General features: G+C 65.6%; 18 protein-coding genes and 1 pseudogene. 9 read left to right on the forward strand and 10 right to left on the reverse strand.

All coding sequences use genetic code 11. The features are described from left to right. Positions 1 to 15 precede the first annotated feature (15 nt). Positions 16 to 519: a ferritin-like domain-containing protein gene (locus tag AC1D3B_RS31965; RefSeq protein ID WP_478194694.1), complete on the reverse strand. Its 504-nt coding sequence runs from the start codon at positions 517 to 519 to the stop codon at positions 16 to 18. A 262-nt stretch (positions 520 to 781) separates the two neighbouring features. On the opposite strand from AC1D3B_RS31965, the gene AC1D3B_RS31970 reads away from it, so the two are divergent. From AC1D3B_RS31970 to AC1D3B_RS31980, 3 genes are all read left to right on the forward strand, one after another. Then, the gene (locus tag AC1D3B_RS31970; protein WP_478194713.1) at positions 782 to 1210 is read left to right on the forward strand and encodes a VOC family protein; all 429 of its coding nucleotides are present in this window, start codon (positions 782 to 784) and stop codon (positions 1208 to 1210) included. Between the two features lie 125 nt (positions 1211 to 1335). Next, positions 1336 to 3393: an AsmA family protein gene (locus tag AC1D3B_RS31975; RefSeq protein ID WP_478194695.1), complete on the forward strand. Its 2058-nt coding sequence runs from the start codon at positions 1336 to 1338 to the stop codon at positions 3391 to 3393. A 174-nt stretch (positions 3394 to 3567) separates the two neighbouring features. Next, positions 3568 to 4689: an FAD-dependent monooxygenase gene (locus tag AC1D3B_RS31980; RefSeq protein ID WP_478194696.1), complete on the forward strand. Its 1122-nt coding sequence runs from the start codon at positions 3568 to 3570 to the stop codon at positions 4687 to 4689. Between the two features lie 24 nt (positions 4690 to 4713). On the opposite strand, the gene AC1D3B_RS31985 is transcribed toward AC1D3B_RS31980, so the two are convergent. Genes AC1D3B_RS31985 through AC1D3B_RS32010 form a run of 6 tightly spaced genes read right to left on the reverse strand, consistent with a single transcriptional unit; the run spans position 4714 to position 9322 of the window. Beyond that, a complete protein-coding gene (locus AC1D3B_RS31985; RefSeq protein WP_478194697.1) occupies positions 4714 to 5808 on the reverse strand; it encodes an ABC transporter substrate-binding protein in 1095 nt (364 codons plus the stop codon). 57 nt (positions 5809 to 5865) lie between these two features. Then, positions 5866 to 6747: an ABC transporter permease gene (locus AC1D3B_RS31990; protein WP_478194698.1), complete on the reverse strand. Its 882-nt coding sequence runs from the start codon at positions 6745 to 6747 to the stop codon at positions 5866 to 5868. Between the two features lie 25 nt (positions 6748 to 6772). Beyond that, entirely contained in the window at positions 6773 to 7561 is a 789-nt protein-coding gene (locus AC1D3B_RS31995) for an ABC transporter ATP-binding protein (protein ID WP_478194699.1), read from the reverse strand. Beyond that, complete coding sequence (locus AC1D3B_RS32000; RefSeq protein WP_478194700.1) at positions 7558 to 8346, reverse strand: alpha/beta fold hydrolase; 789 nt, start codon at positions 8344 to 8346, stop codon at positions 7558 to 7560. The genes AC1D3B_RS31995 and AC1D3B_RS32000 overlap by 4 nt, the downstream gene beginning before the upstream one ends. After that, the gene (locus tag AC1D3B_RS32005) at positions 8343 to 8738 is read right to left on the reverse strand and encodes a VOC family protein (protein WP_478194701.1); all 396 of its coding nucleotides are present in this window, start codon (positions 8736 to 8738) and stop codon (positions 8343 to 8345) included. Before AC1D3B_RS32005 ends, AC1D3B_RS32000 begins: the two co-directional genes overlap by 4 nt. A 14-nt stretch (positions 8739 to 8752) precedes the next feature. Continuing rightward, positions 8753 to 9322 (reverse strand): GAF domain-containing protein, encoded by a 570-nt coding sequence (locus tag AC1D3B_RS32010; RefSeq protein WP_478194702.1) that lies wholly within the window; start codon positions 9320 to 9322, stop codon positions 8753 to 8755. 181 nt (positions 9323 to 9503) lie between these two features. Here AC1D3B_RS32010 and AC1D3B_RS32015 point away from each other — a divergent pair, with 181 nt between their 5' ends. The 5 genes and pseudogenes from AC1D3B_RS32015 to AC1D3B_RS32035 all read left to right on the forward strand — a co-directional run bounded on the left by AC1D3B_RS32015 (position 9504) and on the right by AC1D3B_RS32035 (position 13807). Beyond that, positions 9504 to 10316, forward strand: coding sequence for a class I SAM-dependent methyltransferase (locus tag AC1D3B_RS32015; RefSeq protein WP_478194703.1), 813 nt, complete (start codon positions 9504 to 9506; stop codon positions 10314 to 10316). A 196-nt stretch (positions 10317 to 10512) separates the two neighbouring features. After that, the gene (locus AC1D3B_RS32020) at positions 10513 to 10923 is read left to right on the forward strand and encodes a hypothetical protein (protein ID WP_478194704.1); all 411 of its coding nucleotides are present in this window, start codon (positions 10513 to 10515) and stop codon (positions 10921 to 10923) included. Between the two features lie 58 nt (positions 10924 to 10981). After that, a pseudogene (gene dmeF / locus AC1D3B_RS32025) lies at positions 10982 to 11671 on the forward strand (CDF family Co(II)/Ni(II) efflux transporter DmeF); the annotation flags it as partial. A gap of 38 nt (positions 11672 to 11709) precedes the next feature. Further along, positions 11710 to 12363 carry a DUF1214 domain-containing protein gene (locus AC1D3B_RS32030; protein ID WP_478194705.1) on the forward strand — a complete coding sequence of 218 codons (654 nt, stop codon included), beginning with the start codon at positions 11710 to 11712 and terminating at the stop codon, positions 12361 to 12363. Between the two features lie 163 nt (positions 12364 to 12526). Beyond that, complete coding sequence (locus tag AC1D3B_RS32035) at positions 12527 to 13807, forward strand: porin (RefSeq protein WP_478194706.1); 1281 nt, start codon at positions 12527 to 12529, stop codon at positions 13805 to 13807. A 105-nt stretch (positions 13808 to 13912) separates the two neighbouring features. On the opposite strand, the gene AC1D3B_RS32040 is transcribed toward AC1D3B_RS32035, so the two are convergent. Beyond that, positions 13913 to 15448 carry a DHA2 family efflux MFS transporter permease subunit gene (locus AC1D3B_RS32040; protein ID WP_478194707.1) on the reverse strand — a complete coding sequence of 512 codons (1536 nt, stop codon included), beginning with the start codon at positions 15446 to 15448 and terminating at the stop codon, positions 13913 to 13915. Next, a complete protein-coding gene (locus AC1D3B_RS32045) occupies positions 15445 to 15906 on the reverse strand; it encodes a MarR family winged helix-turn-helix transcriptional regulator (RefSeq protein WP_478194708.1) in 462 nt (153 codons plus the stop codon). The genes AC1D3B_RS32040 and AC1D3B_RS32045 overlap by 4 nt, the downstream gene beginning before the upstream one ends. 307 nt (positions 15907 to 16213) lie before the next feature. Here AC1D3B_RS32045 and AC1D3B_RS32050 point away from each other — a divergent pair, with 307 nt between their 5' ends. Next, positions 16214 to 16486 carry a hypothetical protein gene (locus AC1D3B_RS32050; protein ID WP_478194709.1) on the forward strand — a complete coding sequence of 91 codons (273 nt, stop codon included), beginning with the start codon at positions 16214 to 16216 and terminating at the stop codon, positions 16484 to 16486. Positions 16487 to 16523: 37 nt separating this feature from the next. On the opposite strand, the gene AC1D3B_RS32055 is transcribed toward AC1D3B_RS32050, so the two are convergent. Continuing rightward, positions 16524 to 16739, reverse strand: a 216-nt coding sequence (locus AC1D3B_RS32055) for an IS30 family transposase (RefSeq protein WP_478194710.1), incomplete at its 5' end; no start/stop codon positions are given.

The raw sequence follows: 16739 nt of genomic DNA on the forward strand, positions 1-16739 counted from the left end.
CCCCTCATCGTGCCGTCAGTTCTTCGCACGTGCGGCGTTGCGCATGTCGCGGATCTGGTCGTGATTGCGTTGGGCGCCTGCAGCCTGACGCTCGACCACACTGCGCACTTCCACCGGCAGGTTCTCCTTCAGCGCCTTGCGATAGCGTGCAACGGCCGTGTCCTCTCCACGTTCGCAAGATTCGAGGATCGAGAGCTCGCTGTCCGCGCCGAGCGAGCCCTTGACATGGACCCAGCCCCGATGCATCGCCCCGGCCGCGGTGCCGCCATCCGCCGGCTTGCCGCCATAGGCCGCGATCAGCTGAAGCAGTTCGCTCTCGGCTTTCCGGCAGCCTTCGGCGCGGCTGAGGAACAGTTGCTTGGCAGCGGGCGACTCAACCTCTTCGGCGCAGGCCAGGAAGCCGTAGCCGCCGTCGCGCGTGTTCTCCAGCAGGTCGTTGAGGACATCGACCACCTCGTCGTTGGTCAGGGGTTCCGCGTTGAGATCGCGGGAGTCGAGCATGTCGTTGTCGAGTGCCATGGTGAATGTCCTTTCGATCGCCTTCGGAGAAGGCTGGTTTGCGAACCCGGACCTCTTTGCCCGGGACATGGGTTCACCTTCACCGCGATGAAGGATGCGAGCCGTCAGCGCTGGCACCGGCCGCGTGTAGGGTTTGGCGCGCATGACGCTGCCACGCACGGAACCGCTCCAGGCGCTGACCCCCAAGTCCGTGTCGGCCTACATCCTGGTCATCGCGCGCACGGTAGGTTTCGACGCATTCCCCACAAAACCGAGTTCGTGCATGGAAACACAAGAGTTGCATCGCGGCCGCTTGATCGATCACCTCCAACTCGTGGTGCGCGATCTCGCCGCTAGCCAGGCCTTCTATGAGGCGGTGCTCAAGGTGCTCGATATTCCGGTGGGTGGCACCGGCGAGGGCTACTTCTGGGCCGACGAACTGTTCGTTTCAAGTGCCGACAGCGAAGCGGCCCAAGGCAAGCTGACCGGGCGCCATCATCTCGCTTTCCAGGCGCGGGACAGGGCAACGGTCGATGCGTTCCACAAGGCCGCGCTGGCGCATGGCGGCACCGACAACGGCGCGCCCGGGGAACGTCCCTACCACCCCGGCTACTACGCGGCCTTCGTGCTGGATCCCGACGGCAACAACATCGAAGCCGTCTTCCACGGCGAGGCCCGACGAAGCGCGCCCTCGGTCAAGGTGACGTTCTGATCCAGGCTCGAACCTGATCGGTCAGGCAAGGCGGGAATTCTTCCCACACACCTTGTCCCAGCGATCCCACGGTCCATTCGGCCACGGCGGTCATGCTCGGGCTTCTGCCCGGTCCCGGACTCGACATGACGCCCCATCTTCCAGCGTTGCTGCGTCGCCATCCCGTCAGCGCGACGGTGGCGGCGCTCGCCCTGGTGATGGCCGCGTTCGTGATCCTGTTCGACTGGAACTGGATACGGCCGTCGCTGGACCGCTATATCTCGCAGAGGACCGAACGCGAATTCCACAGCGCCTATCTGCACGTGAAGCTCGGGCTGACGCCCACCATCCAGATGCGCGACGTGTATTTCGGCAATGCCAAATGGTCGAAGGAAGCGCCCGCCATGGCGAAGATCGAGAGGCTCGAATTCTCGATCGCCCTGCGCGACCTCCCCGACAAGATCCTGATCCCGCGCGTGGCGCTCACACGGCCCGAACTGGTGTTCGAGCGCCTGCCCGACAACCGCAAGAACTGGATCCTTTCCGATCCCTCCGACACCTCGCCCAGCAAGCTGCGCATCAGCACACTGTCGGTCGATCATGGCCATCTGCGCTACATCGATCACGGCGAGCCCTTCACGCTCGACGTGCAGGGCAGCACCTTCGACCCGAGCGCGCAGGAGAAGGTCAAGGACGCGACCGCCAGGCCCTCGAACAACCGCTACACCACGCAGTACGACTTCAAGGGCACGTACCACGACGCGACCTTCTCGGGGCGCGCGCTCACGGGTGATGTGCTGAGCTTCCAGGAATCCGGCGTTCCCTTCCCGCTCAAGGGCGAGCTGGACGCCGGGACGACCCGACTCGCGGTGGAAGGCACGATCGCCGACGCCGCCAACATCTCCGCCATCGACACGCAATTGCGCATCGAAGGCCAGACGCTGGCCAACCTCTATCCCTTCCTGCTCCTGCCGCTGCCGGCCTCGCCGCCCTACCGGCTGCAGGGCCACCTGATCCTCAAAGGCAACCGCTACACCATGGATGACCTGGCCGGAAAAATCGGTTCGACCGATGTCACCGGCAAGGGCGCGTACGTGGACAGGAAGCCGCGCCCGCTGCTGACGGCCGACCTGCACAGCAACCTGCTCAATCTGGCCGACCTGGGTCCGTTGATCGGCGTGCAGACCCAGCAGAGCGGCGGCAAGCCGGCGGCGTCGCAGGCCGAGACCAGGAACAGGCCGGCGGCCAAGGCCAAGGAAAAGGCGACCGATCCCACCCACCTGCTGCCGGCGGGCAGCTTCGACGGCAGCCGCCTGCAGAAGATCGACGCGGAGGTCAACCTGATCGCAACGCGGCTGGTGGTGCCCCAGGCGCTGCCGCTCGAGAGTCTCAAGGCTTCGCTGCAACTGCACGATGCGATGCTCAAGGTGGCCCCGCTCGACTTCGGCTTTGCAGGCGGCACCATCGCCTCGCGCGTTGCGCTGGATGCGCGCGAGCCCACGCTGAAATCCGATGTGCAGATCGACCTGCAGCGCGTGCGCGTCGATCAACTGGCGCCCGACAGCAAGACGATCGCCAAGGGCGCCGGTCGCGTCGGGGCGACGCTGCGTCTCAAAGGAACGGGCAACTCGATTGCGGATGCGGCCGCCAAGGCCGACGGCCGCATCGCCGCGACGGTGGTGAATGGCCGCATCTCCAACCTGCTCGACGCCGCGAGCGGCCTGAACGGCGGCAAGGTGCTTGCGCTGCTCGCGGGCGGCGACAAGGACATCGTGATCAACTGCGGAGGGGTTGCATTCGACGTATCGGGCGGGCGCGGCAAGTCCACGCTGTTCGTGATCGACACCGAGCAGACGCAGGTGCTCGGCACCGGCTGGTTCGACCTGGAACACGAGCGCTTCGACATGACCGTCGCTCCCAAGCCCAAGGAAGTGGGGCTGCTCTCCCTGCGCACGCCGGTGCGTGTCTACGGCAGCTTCAAGCAACCGGATTTCGAGATCGAGAAAGGCCCCCTGCTTGCGCGAGCGGGCGCCGTTGCTGCGCTGGCGGCCTTGAACCCGGTGGCCGCCCTCGTGCCTCTCATCGAACCTGGCCCCGGCGAGGACACCAACTGCGCCGCCATCCGGCAGACCGTGGCGAGTGCGAAGCAGCAAGCCGACGGGGCCAAATCGGGGACCGCGTCGAAGACCCGGAAGAAGCCATGAAGGCTTCGATCGCCCTGGGCAGGCCATAACTCCGAGGTTATCGGGCCATCAGAAAGTATTTCGATTTGGTGAATATCGCGTCCTAGACTTCTCCCATGGACTCGATCAGCGCACCGACCGCCATCACGGCCGGGGTTCCGGGCGCCAGCGAGGCCCCAACCCAGGAGTAGCCCCATGGACGTCCTTATCTCCGGAGCCAGCATGGCCGGCCTCTCGGCCGCCTACTGGTTCACCCGTCTCGGTCACCGGGTCACCATCGTCGATCGCGCGGACGGCCTGCGTCCCGGCGGCGCACCCATCGACGTTCGCGGACGCGCGCTCGGTACCGCGGAGCGCATGGGCATCCTGGCGAGGATCGAAGCCGAGAAGGTCATCAACCTCGACCCGGCGCCGGTCCTCGACGGTACGGGAGCGCAAGTCGCGACCCTCGATCTGCGCTGGTTCGCCAACGAGACCGACGAGGACATCGAGATCACGCGGGACCGGCTCAACAGGATTCTGCTGGGTGCCATACCCGACGGCGTCGAGTTCCGCTTCAAGTCTTCCATCGCGTCGCTCGCCGACGGTACGGGCGGTGTGGACATTACTTTCACGGACGGCCTGCAGCACCACTACGACCTCGTGGTCGGCGCCGACGGCCTTCACTCCAACGTGCGCAAGCTCGCTTTCGGACCCGAGGAGGACTATGTCCGGCACTTCGGCCACTACGTCGCGCTCGTCGATCTCCCGACCGATCGGGAGTGGCACCGCGCCATGCTCAACGTCCCCGGCCTCACGATCGCCGTACGCGATGCGGGCGACGGCCCGCAGGGGCTGATGCTCGTCGCCAGCGCCGAGATCGACTACGACTACCGCGATCTCGATGCGCAGCGGCGACTGATCGGCCAGTTCCTCTCCCGCGTCGACGCATGGCAGGTGCCCGACCTCTGCTCGGCATTCGTCGATCCGGCCGCCAGGGGCTTCTACTTCGATTCGGTCAGCCAGACCCACATGCCGCACTGGATCCATGGCAACGTCGCGGTGATCGGCGACGCGGGCCACTGTGCTGCGCTGCTGTCAGGCATGGGAACGACGCTGGCAATGGTGTCGGCGGAGATCCTGGCGAACACGTGGACCGAGCACGGCGGAAACATGGAAGCCGCATCCCCTGCCTATCACGAGCGCCTGCGCCCCTATGTCGAGCAGTGCCAGGCATTTGCCAACGAAGGTGCACCGATCATGGTGCCGGCGACGCAGGAGGCGCTCGACAAGCGCAACGCGCTCTTCCGGGAGTACGCGGCCAGGTTCGCGAAATGAACCGGGCCGCCCGGTCGTCGTCGCTCAACCCTTGAAGTTCTTCGCCATCGAGATCACCGCGTTCCGATCGAACGCATTGATGTCGTCGATCAATTCATTCGTGAACAGCCGATTCGGGTCGCCCAGCTCGGTCGCCAGCTGGGGGTTCTTGCTGGTCTCGGCGGTCATCTCGATGTTGGACTGCCACTCGGCCAAGGACATCGCACCCATGCGTTGATCGGGATCCCCGGGGCGCCGCATCCAGTTGTTCTTGCGGTCCTTGAGGATGAAGGCCAGCTCCTTGCGTGCTTCCGCCTCGCTGCGACCCTTGGGGCGGCTCTCTGGATACACGGCCCAATGCAGGTCGATGCCGGCGTCGAGGTTGGCGTTCGAGAACAGCGTGGACTTGGCGATCCCCTGGAACAGCGCCACCAGCGCGCCGCGTTCCTCCTTCAGCATGCGCCGCGGCACGCAGATCCAGCCCGAGCCGTATTGCGCCAGCTTCGGTGTGATCGGTACATAGCGCAGCGGCCCGTTCACCAGCTCGATGCGCGCGGCGGCGGTGTCGAAGGTGACCATGGCATCGACCCGGCCGGCCTCGATGGCCGTGCCGGCCGGCGCGCCGTCGCCGATGGCGATGTAATCGATGCCGTCGTCCTTCAGGCCCAGTTCGGCGAGCATGAACTTGGTGACCACGATGCCGGGATCGCCCTGGTTGCGCACGCCGATTTTCTTGCCGGCCAGGTCGGCGGCCGACTTGATCGGGCTGCCGGGCTTGACCACGATCACGTTGGCATTGCGGGGCAGCCACTCGTAGACGCTCACCAGGTCCATGGTGGGGTCCTTGGCCAATGCCGGCAGGAGCAGGCCCGGTACCGCGGGCCCGAAGTCGACCTGGCCGGCGCGCAGGCTCTGCATCGCCTGCACCATGCTCGACATGTTGACGTACTCCACATCCACGCCGTGCGGCTTGTAGAAATTGAGCCGGGGGTCCTGGCCCGCCGTGCAGAAGCACTGCTGCGGATCGTTCACCGCGGCCGTGTTGGCCACCTTCATGATCCGGAGCTTCTGCGCCAGCGCCGGCAAGCCGGCCGTGAGCCCCAGGGCGCCGAGGGCCCATCCGATTTGACGTCGATTCATCATGGTGTGGTCCTGTTCTCGAGTTGGATCAAGGAAAGAGGGGGTGCCGGTTCGCGCTCAGCTGTTGACGGTGCGCTGCGAACTGTCGGCGGGCATCCAGTGCAGCACGCGCTGCTGCACCTTGCGCAGCGCCGCGCTGAGGGCGATGCCGATGACCGACAGCACGACCATCACCGCGAAGCTGCCTGCGGTGTCGGCCTGCGCCTCCGATTGCAGGATCAGCACGCCCAAGCCGGCCTGCGCACCGACGAACTCTCCCACCACGGCGCCCACCACGCTGAAGGCCGCGGCCATGTTCAGGCCCGCGAAGATGTAGGGCAAGGCGCTCGGAAACTTGGTGTAGCGGAAGATCTGCCAGCGCGTGGCCGACAGCGAACGCAGCAGGTCGATGCGATCGGCATCCACCGCCTTGAAGCCGGCGATGCTCGTCACCAGCACCGGAAAGAAGGTGAGCAGGCAGATGATCATCACCTTCGAGCCGATGCCGAAGCCCAGCCAGACCACGATGATCGGCGCCAGCGCCACCTTGGGCACGCTCTGCAGTGCGGCGATGTAGGGCGAGGCCAGCGCTTCGAGCCGCGGCACCTGCGACACCACGATGCCGATCACCAGGCCCACCGCGCTGCCGACCACGAAGCCGAGGAAGATCTCGCTCAGGGTGATGGCGCCGTGGTACCAGTAGCCGTCCTTGGCCAATGGCGCCGCGTAGAAGCCGTTCCACAGGGCGACCACGATGTCGCTGACCGGCGGCAACAGCTGCCTTGACACACCGAAGACACGCACACCGGCTTCCCACAGGCCAAGGAGCGCCGCCAGAAGCAGCACGCCCTGTACTCGCGTGGCATTGAACAGGGATGGCCTGGCGCGCGACCGGATCGGTTTCGGCGCCGGCATGGCCACGGAATCCGCGGCATTCGGGGAAATGGTGGCTGGGGTCATCGTGGCGCCCTTCTTGGCTGGCACATCAATCGAAGGAAGCGGCATGCGAGAAGCGCTCGCGGATCGACGCGGTGGCCGCGGCGAACACGGGGTCCGACATCACCGCCATCTCGCGCGGGCGCGGCAGGTCGATGCGCAGGACCTGCTCCAGGGTGCCGGGGCGCGCCGACATCACGAACACCTGGTCGCCCAGGAAGACGGCCTCCGGAATGGAATGGGTGATGAGCACCACGGTCTTGCCGCTTTCCATCCAGATGCGCTGCAGCTCGAGGTTCATGCGCTCGCGCGTCATCGCATCGAGCGCACCGAAGGGCTCATCCATCAGCAGGATCTTGGGGTCGTGAAGCAACGCCCTGGCGATGGAGGCGCGCTGCTGCATGCCGCCCGACAGCTGGCTCGGCAGTTTGTGCTCGAAGCCCTCCAGCCGCACCATGCTCAGCAGCTGCATGGCGCGCTCGCGCGCCCGCTTCATGTCCAGTCCCAGCACCTGGGCCGGCAGCATCACGTTGTCGAGAATGCTGCGCCAGGGCAGCAGGATCGAGCTCTGGAACACCATGCCGACATCGCGTCGCGTGCCGCGAATGGCTTGTCCGTCGAGCGAGACCTGGCCCTGCTGGTAGTCCAGGAGCCCGGCCAGGATCCGCAGCAGCGTGCTCTTGCCGCAACCACTGGGCCCGACGATGGTGACGAAGCTGCCCTGGGCGATGCTGCAGTCGATGTTCTGCAGGGCCAGCACGCCACCGTCGGTGTGGTCGCCGCCGAAGCGCTTCGACAGCCCGGCGATGCGGATGTAGTCGGCGCGCGGGGCATTCATCGTGGACCTCCGGACTTGAGGAAGCGCACCAGGTGCCCGGCCACGACCTCCGGTGCCTGGAGCGCCGTGACATGGCCGACGCCCGGCAGGAGTACGCCCTCGGCGCCGCGGATGCGTCCGGCCATGGCCAGAGTGACCGAGGCCGGCACCACGCGGTCGAGCTCGCCGGCCAGCAGCAAGGTGGGCGCCACGATGTCGGCCACGCCGCTGTCGATCGTGGTGGCGACGGTCGCGGCGCGCCGTTGCGAGCGCGCGTTCTGCGGCCGCACCTGGGCGAAGATGGCGCGCAGTTCAGGGCGCTCCTGCAGAAAGGCCTCGGGAAAGAACCAGGTCGCGAGTTCTTCGGCTGTACCCGGCAAGCCGCGTCGCAGCTCGGCCAGCGCGCGGGCATCGGGGCACAGCTCCTCGTGCGGGCGCGGCAGCGGCCAGGTGCTGCCCAGCACCAGGCGGTCCACCGATTGCGGATAGGTCAGGGCCAGCGCCTGCGCCACCCGGCCGCCATAGGAAGAGCCGAACACATGGGCGCGCTTCAGGCCCAGCGCCCTGATCAGCCGGTGCGCATCTCCGGCCAGGTCTTCCAGGGTACTGGCCGTCGAAGGCCCTTCGGTCTCGCCGCAATCGCGCTGATCGTAGGCGATGACCGTGAAGTGCGGCGCCAGGTGCGGCACCAGAGCCGCGAACATCTGGCGCGAGGCCTCGGCGCCGTGCATCAGCAACAGCGCATCGCCTTCGCCCGTGCGATCGAAGGCAAGGCGCTGTTCGCCGGCCTGCACATACTCGGTCATGCTAGCGCCTCCTCGGCCAGCCAGAAGGTCATCTCGATCTTCAATCCGCGCGGGTCGCGCAGGAAGAGCTGGTGGATGTCCCAACCGGGAATGGGCGCCTCGTCGAAGGGCACGTCCTGCCGCGCCAGATGATCGCGCATCTCGGCGAGGCCGTGCGAACGGAAGGAGATATGGTCGAGCGGCCCGGTGTCCGTGGCTGCATCAGGCGAAGCCAGGTGCGCATAGAGGTGCACGATGGGCTGGCCCTCGGCATAGAGCCACGCGCCGGGCGCGGGAATCTCCGGACGCGCGCCCACCTCCAGCCGCATGACGCGCGTATAGAAGTCCAGGAGTGGCGGCAACTCCTCCGGCATGCAGCGGATCGTGTAGTGATGCAGTGCGCGCACAGGCATGGTGATTCCTTGGTTCAGGCTTCTTCAAGGGACGTGGCGAAGGCGGCGCCGGCGAGCCGGTAGTGCAGGCCGGGCGCCAATGGCACCCAGCGCGCCACGGCGAGCGCCAGGAGTTGGATGCCCAGGACCTCCTGCGGCGTCCATTGAGGGCGAATGCCGAAGACGTTGAAGGTGGCATAGCAGGTGCGCGCGCGCAACAGCGGCACGTTGACCACGCTGGCCAGGCCCATCGACCGCATCTGCGCGAAGTCGTCGAAATGCCGAGCCAGCACTTCGGCGCCTTCGCCCACAAAGGGCAGGCCGCGCAGGAAGATGCGCTCGGTCCATGGCGTCGATGTCTTGAGCTTGGTGCCGTTGACCGGATAGCGCGCCTCGGAACTGAAGAAGCGGCGCAGCCGGATCTCGCCCGCCGGGTCCGCATCGGTGGTGACGTTCTGCTGGATGCTGAAGGCGCTGCCGGGTGCGATGCGCAGCCTGATGGCATCGACGCTGCGCAGTGCGTCCTGGCGATCGACGGCCTGCGCGATGGCGTCTAGATGCTCGGCCGAGAAGACCTCGGGCAACGGTGCGGTTGCAGTGGACATGCTGGCAGTCTAGGCCGCGCAATTCACCGAAAGAAGCTAATTTGTCATGCCTTGATAACCCAGGAGTTATGGCCTGTGGCGTCCACCCCCTGACCCTTCTGCCGGTTGTGTGGATGCAGAAGAATCGAGAAGACAGGCGCCGCTGAAGAGCAGATGATCCTTCCCTCGCCAGGAGAGTGAAATGAATCCGAATCAGGCTCTATGGGAAAAGGGTGACTTCACGCAGCTTGCTGCCTTCATGCGGGACAGCGGCGAGGAGATCGCGCGCGGCCTGGGCATCACGCAGGGAATGAAGGTGCTCGATGTGGGCTGCGGCGACGGCACGACCGCGTTGCCGGAGGCGCAGCTCGGCGCCGATGTGCTCGGCGTCGACATTGCCCGCAACCTGGTCGCCGCGGGCAATGCGCGCGCGCACGCCGCGGGCCTGACGAATTGCAGGTTCCAGCATGGCGATGCATCGAACCTCGAAGACATCGCCGATCGCTCCTTCGATCTGGTCGTGAGCATCTTCGGCGCGATGTTCGCGCCGAAGCCGTTCGACGTGGCCAGGGAGTTCGTGCGTGTCACCAAGCCAGGCGGGCGGATCGTGATGGGCAACTGGATTCCGAACGATCCGACCTTCGTCGCGCAGGTCCTGAAGATCAGTGCCGCGTACTCGCCGCCGCCGCCCGAAGGATTCGTCAGCCCGATGACCTGGGGCGTCGAGGCGAACGTGCTCGAACGCTTCACGGCCGCCGGCATTCCCGCGGACGGCATCTCGTGCGGGCGCGAGACCTACACCTTTCGCGCGGGCGTCGGGCCGGCGGCCTACATCGATGCCTTTCGCCTCTTCTACGGTCCGACCATGAACGCCTTCGAGGCGGCTGCGCAGAGCGGCAGGACGGAGGCGCTGCAGCAGGAGCTGATCGCCCTGGCCATCCAGCAGAACAAGAGCCCGACCGCTGACGCCACGGTCATTCCCGCCACCTTTCTCAAGGTGACGGTCACGGTCTGACGACCGTCCTTCAGTCAGCGCATCGAGGCGACGTACGGCGTCGGAAAGATTCCTATGATTTCGTCCATCGGCCGAATTGTCGTGCGGTCGCCACGCGAACGGGGTCATGGTTCTGTCACATGCGCTTTCCAGAATGACCGGCCTTGTCAGTCGCTGTGGATTTCCTGCGGCGCTGCTGCCGGCAAGCGACCCACCCATGCCTCGCTTCATTCGCCCTCCCCTCCTTGGCGCGGCCTTGCTGGCGCTGTGTGCATCGACCGTCGCGCTCGGTGCGGAGCTGGACTTCAACACGCTCGAGGTCCCCGCTGAGACGCAGTCGAGCGGACCGGCGCAGCCGCAGTCATGGACGCCGGCGCACCCTTCGTCTTCTTCCGCGGAGATCGAGAGCGCGCCGAAGGCGCGGTCGCACGAAGAAGCCCCAAGTCCGGGCGGCGCCGTGTTCACGCCCTTCGCCGAGTCGCCACGAGCCACTCCGGCGGGCAACCCGGCTCCGCACGACAAGCCCGCGCCGGCTGCGCGCGGACTCGGAATTTCCGGCCTTGTGGTGACCCTGGCTGCAGTTCTTGCAGGTGCCGCCGTGCTCGCCTGGCTGCTGCGCAGAGCCTGACCTTGCGGCATCCGCGCGAAATCGACCGCGTGGTCCTACCTGAGATAGGAGCGCAGCGCGGCTCGCCTTCGGCACCTGGAAGATCGAGGTCCTGGGTGGGTATACGAGCGCAATCCTCCTCATGCTCGTGGCGGGGCTGATGGCCTTTCAATCCGTCGAGCGCCTCCTGGCCCCGACCGCCATCCACTACGACGAAGCCCTTGTCATCGGCGCGGTCGGGCTCGCGGTGAATCTGGCATGCGCATGGTTGCTGCGGGGTGGCCACGAACACACGCACCATCACCACCATCACCATCACCACGGTGACGGCCACGACGACGTGCATGGGCACCAGGACCTGAACCTTCGCGCCGCATACATGCATGTGCTCGCCGATGCCGCCACATCCGTTCTGGCGATTGCTGCCCTGGCGGCAGGCAAGCTCTGGGGCGCCGCGTGGCTCGACCCCCTGATGGGCATCGTGGGCGCAGGGCTCGTCGCGATCTGGGCGGTCGGTCTTCTGCGAGATTCGGGCAGGGTCCTTCTCGACGCCGAGATGGATGCGCCAGTGGTGGCGGAAATCAGGGAGGTCATCGATGCAAGTCCGATCAAGGCGTCCATTTGCGACCTTCACGTCTGGCGCGTCGGCAAGGGCAAGTACGCTTGCATCGTTTCGCTTGCGACTCACGCCCTCGTCGAACCCGACTACTTCAGGCGACAGTTGGCTGTCCACGAAGAATTGGTCCATATCTCAGTGGAAGTGAATCGGCTTTCCGGCTTGCACGGGCTGCATGAGGCGTCCCCGGCTTGTCCTCCTTCCTGGGCAGGCCCGCGCCCGCCGCGGCGCCGGCGCTCGATTTCCCCAAGCCCTTGAGCGCGCAGGACGAACGCGCGTCGCCGGAGTTGTTCGGCATCCTGAATTTCATCCTGGGCTTCGCGCCGACGCACCCCTCGGAAAAGGCGCTGATGGCCCGGTTCGCAAAGCTCGACATCGGCGCAGGCAAGACCTTCGACTTCGCGTCCCTGTCTCCCGAGCTGCAGCAGGCCGTCAAGGACGGCATCGCCGACGCGTGGCGCGCCAACGAAGCGACCAAAACGCTGTTGGACACGCACCAGCTCAGCAGCGGCGACATCTTCGGCACGCGGGCCTATCTCAAGAACAACTATCAATACCGAATGACGGCCGCCGTACTCGGCATCTACCGCATGCCGGAAAGCCTGCTCGTGGCCAACCCGATCCATCGCTACCTGATCAACTCGCCGATGCTGCCGCAGCTCACGCGGGATGCCGACGGCGGCCTGACGATCTACCTGCAGAACATCTCCCCCGGTGCGGACAAGGAGCCCAACTGGCTGCCCGCACCCGAGGGTCCTTTCGTGGCGGCCATGAGGCTGTACTGGCCCAGGAAGGAAGCGCTCAGCGGCCAGTGGCAGGCGCCGCAGCTTCAGCGGGTCAACTAGCGCATCGGGCCAAGACGACAACAAGGATTCCCCGGCACGGGCGCACCACCTGCTAAATTCTGGCCACGCCGCACCGGCGACGGGGCGAGCGCCGGTGTCACGTCACCGTCGTCCCGGCGGCTTAGCGTGGTTTCGTCCGTGGTCAGCGTTTTGGAGATACGCGATGAAGAAGTGCATAGCGGCGATGGTGCCCCTGGCAGCCTTGATGGGCGCCGGTACAGCCGCGGCCCAGTCGTCCGTGACGTTGTTCGGCGTGATGGATACCTCCGTCAGCGGCTACTGGAACGAGTCGCAGGGCCCTTTCGGCAACAAGTACACGACAAGCCAGACCGTTCTGACGAACTCGGCCTACAACTCCAGCCGGCTCGGCTTTCGCGGCACGGAAGACCTCGGTGGCGGCCTCTCGGCCGGCTTCTGGCTCGAAGCGGGCATCAATTCCGACGACGGTTCGGGCGCCGGATCGGGCGGCGCACTTCAGTTCAACCGTCGCTCGACTGTCAGTCTCAGTGGCGCATTCGGCGAGGTGCGCCTGGGCCGCGACTACACCCCGACGTACTGGAACGACAACCTCTTCGATCCGTTCGGCGTGAACGGCGTCGGCACGAGCCTGATCAGCACCGCCAACGGGCAGACTTCGCCGGGGAGCTTCAGGAGCGGCTGGACGAACGGCCAGTATTCGCGTGCCAGCAATTCGATCGGCTATTTACTGCCGAACCTCAACGGCTTCTATGGCCAGATCCTGTACGCCTTCAACGAAGCGGCCAGCTACGACCCCGGTGGCCTGACGCCTCCGGGCGCGGCCGCGATCGTCGCCAACCCGGCGCTGGCAACCGTCGCCGACAACGCGCGCGCCGGCCGGTACATCGGCGGCCGCGTCGGCTACAGCAAGGGACCGCTGGATGTAGTGATCGCTTACGGCGAAAGCACCGTTGGGTCCAACTACTACCTCGGTACGACGAACAACATCGATATCTGGAGTCTTGCCGGCTCCTACGACTTCGGCGTGGTCAAGCTCTTCGGCGAGTATTCGAACAACAAGATGGATACGAGCTTCGCGACCAACACCTTCAATCCCTTCGGCACCAGCAAGCCTGGATTCAACGGCGTGCTGATCGGCGCGACGATACCGGTCGCGGGGTACGACCTGATCCGCGTTTCGTATTCCGCGGTCAGGTACAACAACACGAACACCAATCTGCTTGGCACGACCACGAATGTCTTTGGCTTCAACAACCAGCCGAAGGCCGACAAGTTCGCCATCGGGTACGTGTACAACTTCTCCAAGCGCACGGCACTGTATGCGACCGTCGCCTACCTGAACAACAAGGACGGCGCCGGCCTGACGGTCGGAGGCCCGAACTTCATCAGGCAACCCGCCGCCGGCGTCACGGCGGTGCCGGACAAGTCGTACGGCTACGACCTGGGCATGCGCTTTTCGTTCTGATCCGGCTGCCACCTCGCGAATCGCCTTGTCCGCCTGGGCGCGCCCGGAATGGACATCGTCATCACGCTCGACGAATCCGAAGCGTTGCTGGGCTGACGGGCGTGCCTAGTGCGGCACTTCGACCGCAGCATCCGTCACGACGCGCCGCGGGCTGCGGATCAGCAGCAGCAGCGGGATCGCGGCCAGCGTGATCACCATCATGATGCCGAAGTCGTCCAGATAGCCGATCAGCACGCCCTGGCGCGTGACCTCGCTGTTCAGCATTGCCAGACCGGCCGCGCCGGACGGGTTCATCAATGCGGGCAGCGCAGCGAGCCCGTGGTTGCCGGGCGCCACGGTGGCCGCGAGCGTCGCATGGGCCTCGCCCGAACGCTCGGTCAGCAGCGCCTGGACGATCGAGATGCCCACGCTGCTGCCGATGTTGCGCAACAGACTGAAGATCGGCGTGCCCTGGTTGCGCAGGCGCGCCTCCAGCGTCGCGAAGGTGGCCGTCGACAGCGGCACGAAGGTGAAGCCGATGCCCAGTCCCTGGATGAATCCCGAGACGATGATCAGCGAGCTGTCCATCTCGAGCGTGAGGCGCGTCATCTGCCAGAGCGAGAAGGCGGTCAGGCCGAAGCCCAGGGCCATGATCGCGCGCACGTCGACCCGTTGCACCAGCCGCCCGACGGCGATCATCGCGATCATGGTGCCGATGCCGCGCGGCGCGGTCACGGCACCGGTATAGACCACCGGGTAGCCCATCAGCCCCTGCAGGAAGCTGGGCAACAGCGCCATCGTGCCGTAGAGGATCATGCCGACGATGAAGGCGAACAGCAGCCCGGTCACGAAGTTGCGGTCCTTCAGGAGGTCGCGATTGAAGAATGAGACGCCTTGCACGGTCCATGTGTGGACCACGAAGAAGGCGAAGGCGATCAGTGCCGCGGCGGCCTCGAGCCGGATCTCCCACGAGTCGAACCAGTCGAGCTGCTCGCCGCGATCGAGGAACAGCTGCAGCATGCCGATCGCGATGCTCAGCGTGACGAATCCGAAGATGTCGAGCCGCTCGCCCTGCGGGCGGCTCTCGGGCAGGAAACGCATGATGCCCCAGAGCGCGAAGATGCCGACCGGCAGGTTGATGAAGAAAACCCAGCGCCAGTCGAAGTTCTCGGTCAGCCAGCCGCCCAGCAGCGGGCCGAGGATCGGGCCGACCATGATGCCGGCGCCCCAGATCGCCATCGCCTGGCCAACCTTCTCGCGCGGGTTGATGTCGAGCAGGACGGCCTGCGACAACGGCACGAGCGCGGCGCCGAAGACCCCCTGCAGCAGGCGGGCGGCGACGATCTCGACCAGCGAGTTCGCCACGCCGCAGAGTGCGGATGCGATCGTGAAACCGATCACCGAGACCATGAAGACCTTGCGCCGACCCCAGTGCCCGCAGAGCCAGCCGGTCAGCGGCAGCGCAATCGCCGAGGCCACGATGTAGGACGTGAGCACCCAGGTGATCTGGTCCTGGGAGGCCTGCAGGCTGCCCTGCATGTGCGGCAGCGCGACGTTGGCGATGGTGGTGTCCAGCGCCTGCATGATGGTCGCGAGCATGATCGACACGGTGATCAGGCCGCGATGGGCGACGCCGCCCTGCGATGCTGCAGTGGTGCTCATCGCGCCTCTCCCGACGCCAGCGACATCAGGCCCTCTCGGGCCTTGCCGAGCAATGCGACAAGTTGGGCCCGTTCGGCAGCCGAGAGGAGCGCCAGCGCCCGCACCTGCAGGCCGTCGCTGAGGCTCAGCGCGGCATCGAGCGCGCTCTCCGCACTCGGCGCCAGGTGGACGTGCCGCATGCGGCGGTCGTTCGGACTTTGCTCGCGACGGATCCAGCCGGCCGCCTCTAGCCGGTCGCACAGGCCGCCCACGGCCATGGCACTCAATTCCAGTCGCTGCGCCAGTTCGACCTGTGACATGGGCGTCTCGTCGCCATGCATCGCCAGGGCGCCCAGAAGGCGGCACTGTGCGCGGGTAAGCCCGATGCGCTCGCGTGCCAGGCGATCGAATTGCTCGCCGTAGAGCTTGGCGACGTCGTTGACCAGAAAGCCGAAGCGCTGGCTGAAATCTCTTTTCATAAGGGGGCTGATTATAAATATGCTTAGTTATTGGCGCCAAAGCAGGCGCGGTTGTCACAGTAGGGGGGGAGAGGGTCGACCTGGTGCGAGCGAATAGAGTGTCAAACCACGGGAGCTATCCGCGGTCCACCCAGCGAATAGAGTGCAAAAAACTGCTGCCGCCCGCGCGCGGGATAGACACAGATCCTTGGGCACGGCCCAATCATCCACAGAACGGGGGAAGTCCTAAGAACGAAACCTGTTGATGATGTCCCCGCGGATGGGCCGCGCACATATGCCGTGCTGGCCGTTTACTCTGGAGGCAAGCATGAGCGGAGCATCAAATGCCAGCGTAAGCGAATCACCCCGCTCCACGCCTCAATCGCGGGACCTGACGGATGAAAAGAGGTTTGACATCTACCTCGAAGCACTGAGAGACGCCCACACTTCAATGGCCGATTTCCATGTGAAGTTGTTTGCCATTCTCTTGGTGGTCATCGGTTGGTTCTCTGCCTCAACGAACCCATTGCCGTTGCTTTGTACGTTCCCCCTGTTCTCTATGTCGCCATCACCGGCGCCGTGGCTGGCTTTTTTGGACTGAGGCAATTGTTCGCGATCATCGGAAAGAGGGTGCGGATTCAACCGGTCGATGCAACACATTCGCTGAACATTTCAGCGGGTGTATGGAAGCCGAGCGTCTTGCGCGGCCTCTCGTTCAATTGTCTCGCGATCGCGTTGAGTTGAAGCTGTGAGAACCCCGAGATGTCCATGCCCTTCGGCATGTACTGCCTGAGCAATCCATTCGTGTTCTCGTTGCTTCCGCGCTGCCATGGATTCTGCGGATCGCAGAAGTA

Source organism: Variovorax sp. P5_A3 (assembly GCF_056400665.1).

Excerpts from the sequence above, each read along its gene's own strand:
- AC1D3B_RS31965 (WP_478194694.1), bottom strand. The coding sequence starts at position 519 with ATGGCACTCGACAACGACATGCTCGACTCCCGCGATCTCAACGCGGAA.
- AC1D3B_RS31970 (WP_478194713.1), top strand. The coding sequence starts at position 782 with ATGGAAACACAAGAGTTGCATCGCGGCCGCTTGATCGATCACCTCCAA.
- AC1D3B_RS31975 (WP_478194695.1), top strand. The coding sequence starts at position 1,336 with ATGACGCCCCATCTTCCAGCGTTGCTGCGTCGCCATCCCGTCAGCGCG.
- AC1D3B_RS31980 (WP_478194696.1), top strand. The coding sequence starts at position 3,568 with ATGGACGTCCTTATCTCCGGAGCCAGCATGGCCGGCCTCTCGGCCGCC.
- AC1D3B_RS31985 (WP_478194697.1), bottom strand. The coding sequence starts at position 5,808 with ATGAATCGACGTCAAATCGGATGGGCCCTCGGCGCCCTGGGGCTCACG.
- AC1D3B_RS31990 (WP_478194698.1), bottom strand. The coding sequence starts at position 6,747 with ATGACCCCAGCCACCATTTCCCCGAATGCCGCGGATTCCGTGGCCATG.
- AC1D3B_RS31995 (WP_478194699.1), bottom strand. The coding sequence starts at position 7,561 with ATGAATGCCCCGCGCGCCGACTACATCCGCATCGCCGGGCTGTCGAAG.
- AC1D3B_RS32000 (WP_478194700.1), bottom strand. The coding sequence starts at position 8,346 with ATGACCGAGTATGTGCAGGCCGGCGAACAGCGCCTTGCCTTCGATCGC.
- AC1D3B_RS32005 (WP_478194701.1), bottom strand. The coding sequence starts at position 8,738 with ATGCCTGTGCGCGCACTGCATCACTACACGATCCGCTGCATGCCGGAG.
- AC1D3B_RS32010 (WP_478194702.1), bottom strand. The coding sequence starts at position 9,322 with ATGTCCACTGCAACCGCACCGTTGCCCGAGGTCTTCTCGGCCGAGCAT.
- AC1D3B_RS32015 (WP_478194703.1), top strand. The coding sequence starts at position 9,504 with ATGAATCCGAATCAGGCTCTATGGGAAAAGGGTGACTTCACGCAGCTT.
- AC1D3B_RS32020 (WP_478194704.1), top strand. The coding sequence starts at position 10,513 with ATGCCTCGCTTCATTCGCCCTCCCCTCCTTGGCGCGGCCTTGCTGGCG.
- AC1D3B_RS32035 (WP_478194706.1), top strand. The coding sequence starts at position 12,527 with ATGAAGAAGTGCATAGCGGCGATGGTGCCCCTGGCAGCCTTGATGGGC.
- AC1D3B_RS32040 (WP_478194707.1), bottom strand. The coding sequence starts at position 15,448 with ATGAGCACCACTGCAGCATCGCAGGGCGGCGTCGCCCATCGCGGCCTG.
- AC1D3B_RS32045 (WP_478194708.1), bottom strand. The coding sequence starts at position 15,906 with ATGAAAAGAGATTTCAGCCAGCGCTTCGGCTTTCTGGTCAACGACGTC.
- AC1D3B_RS32050 (WP_478194709.1), top strand. The coding sequence starts at position 16,214 with ATGAGCGGAGCATCAAATGCCAGCGTAAGCGAATCACCCCGCTCCACG.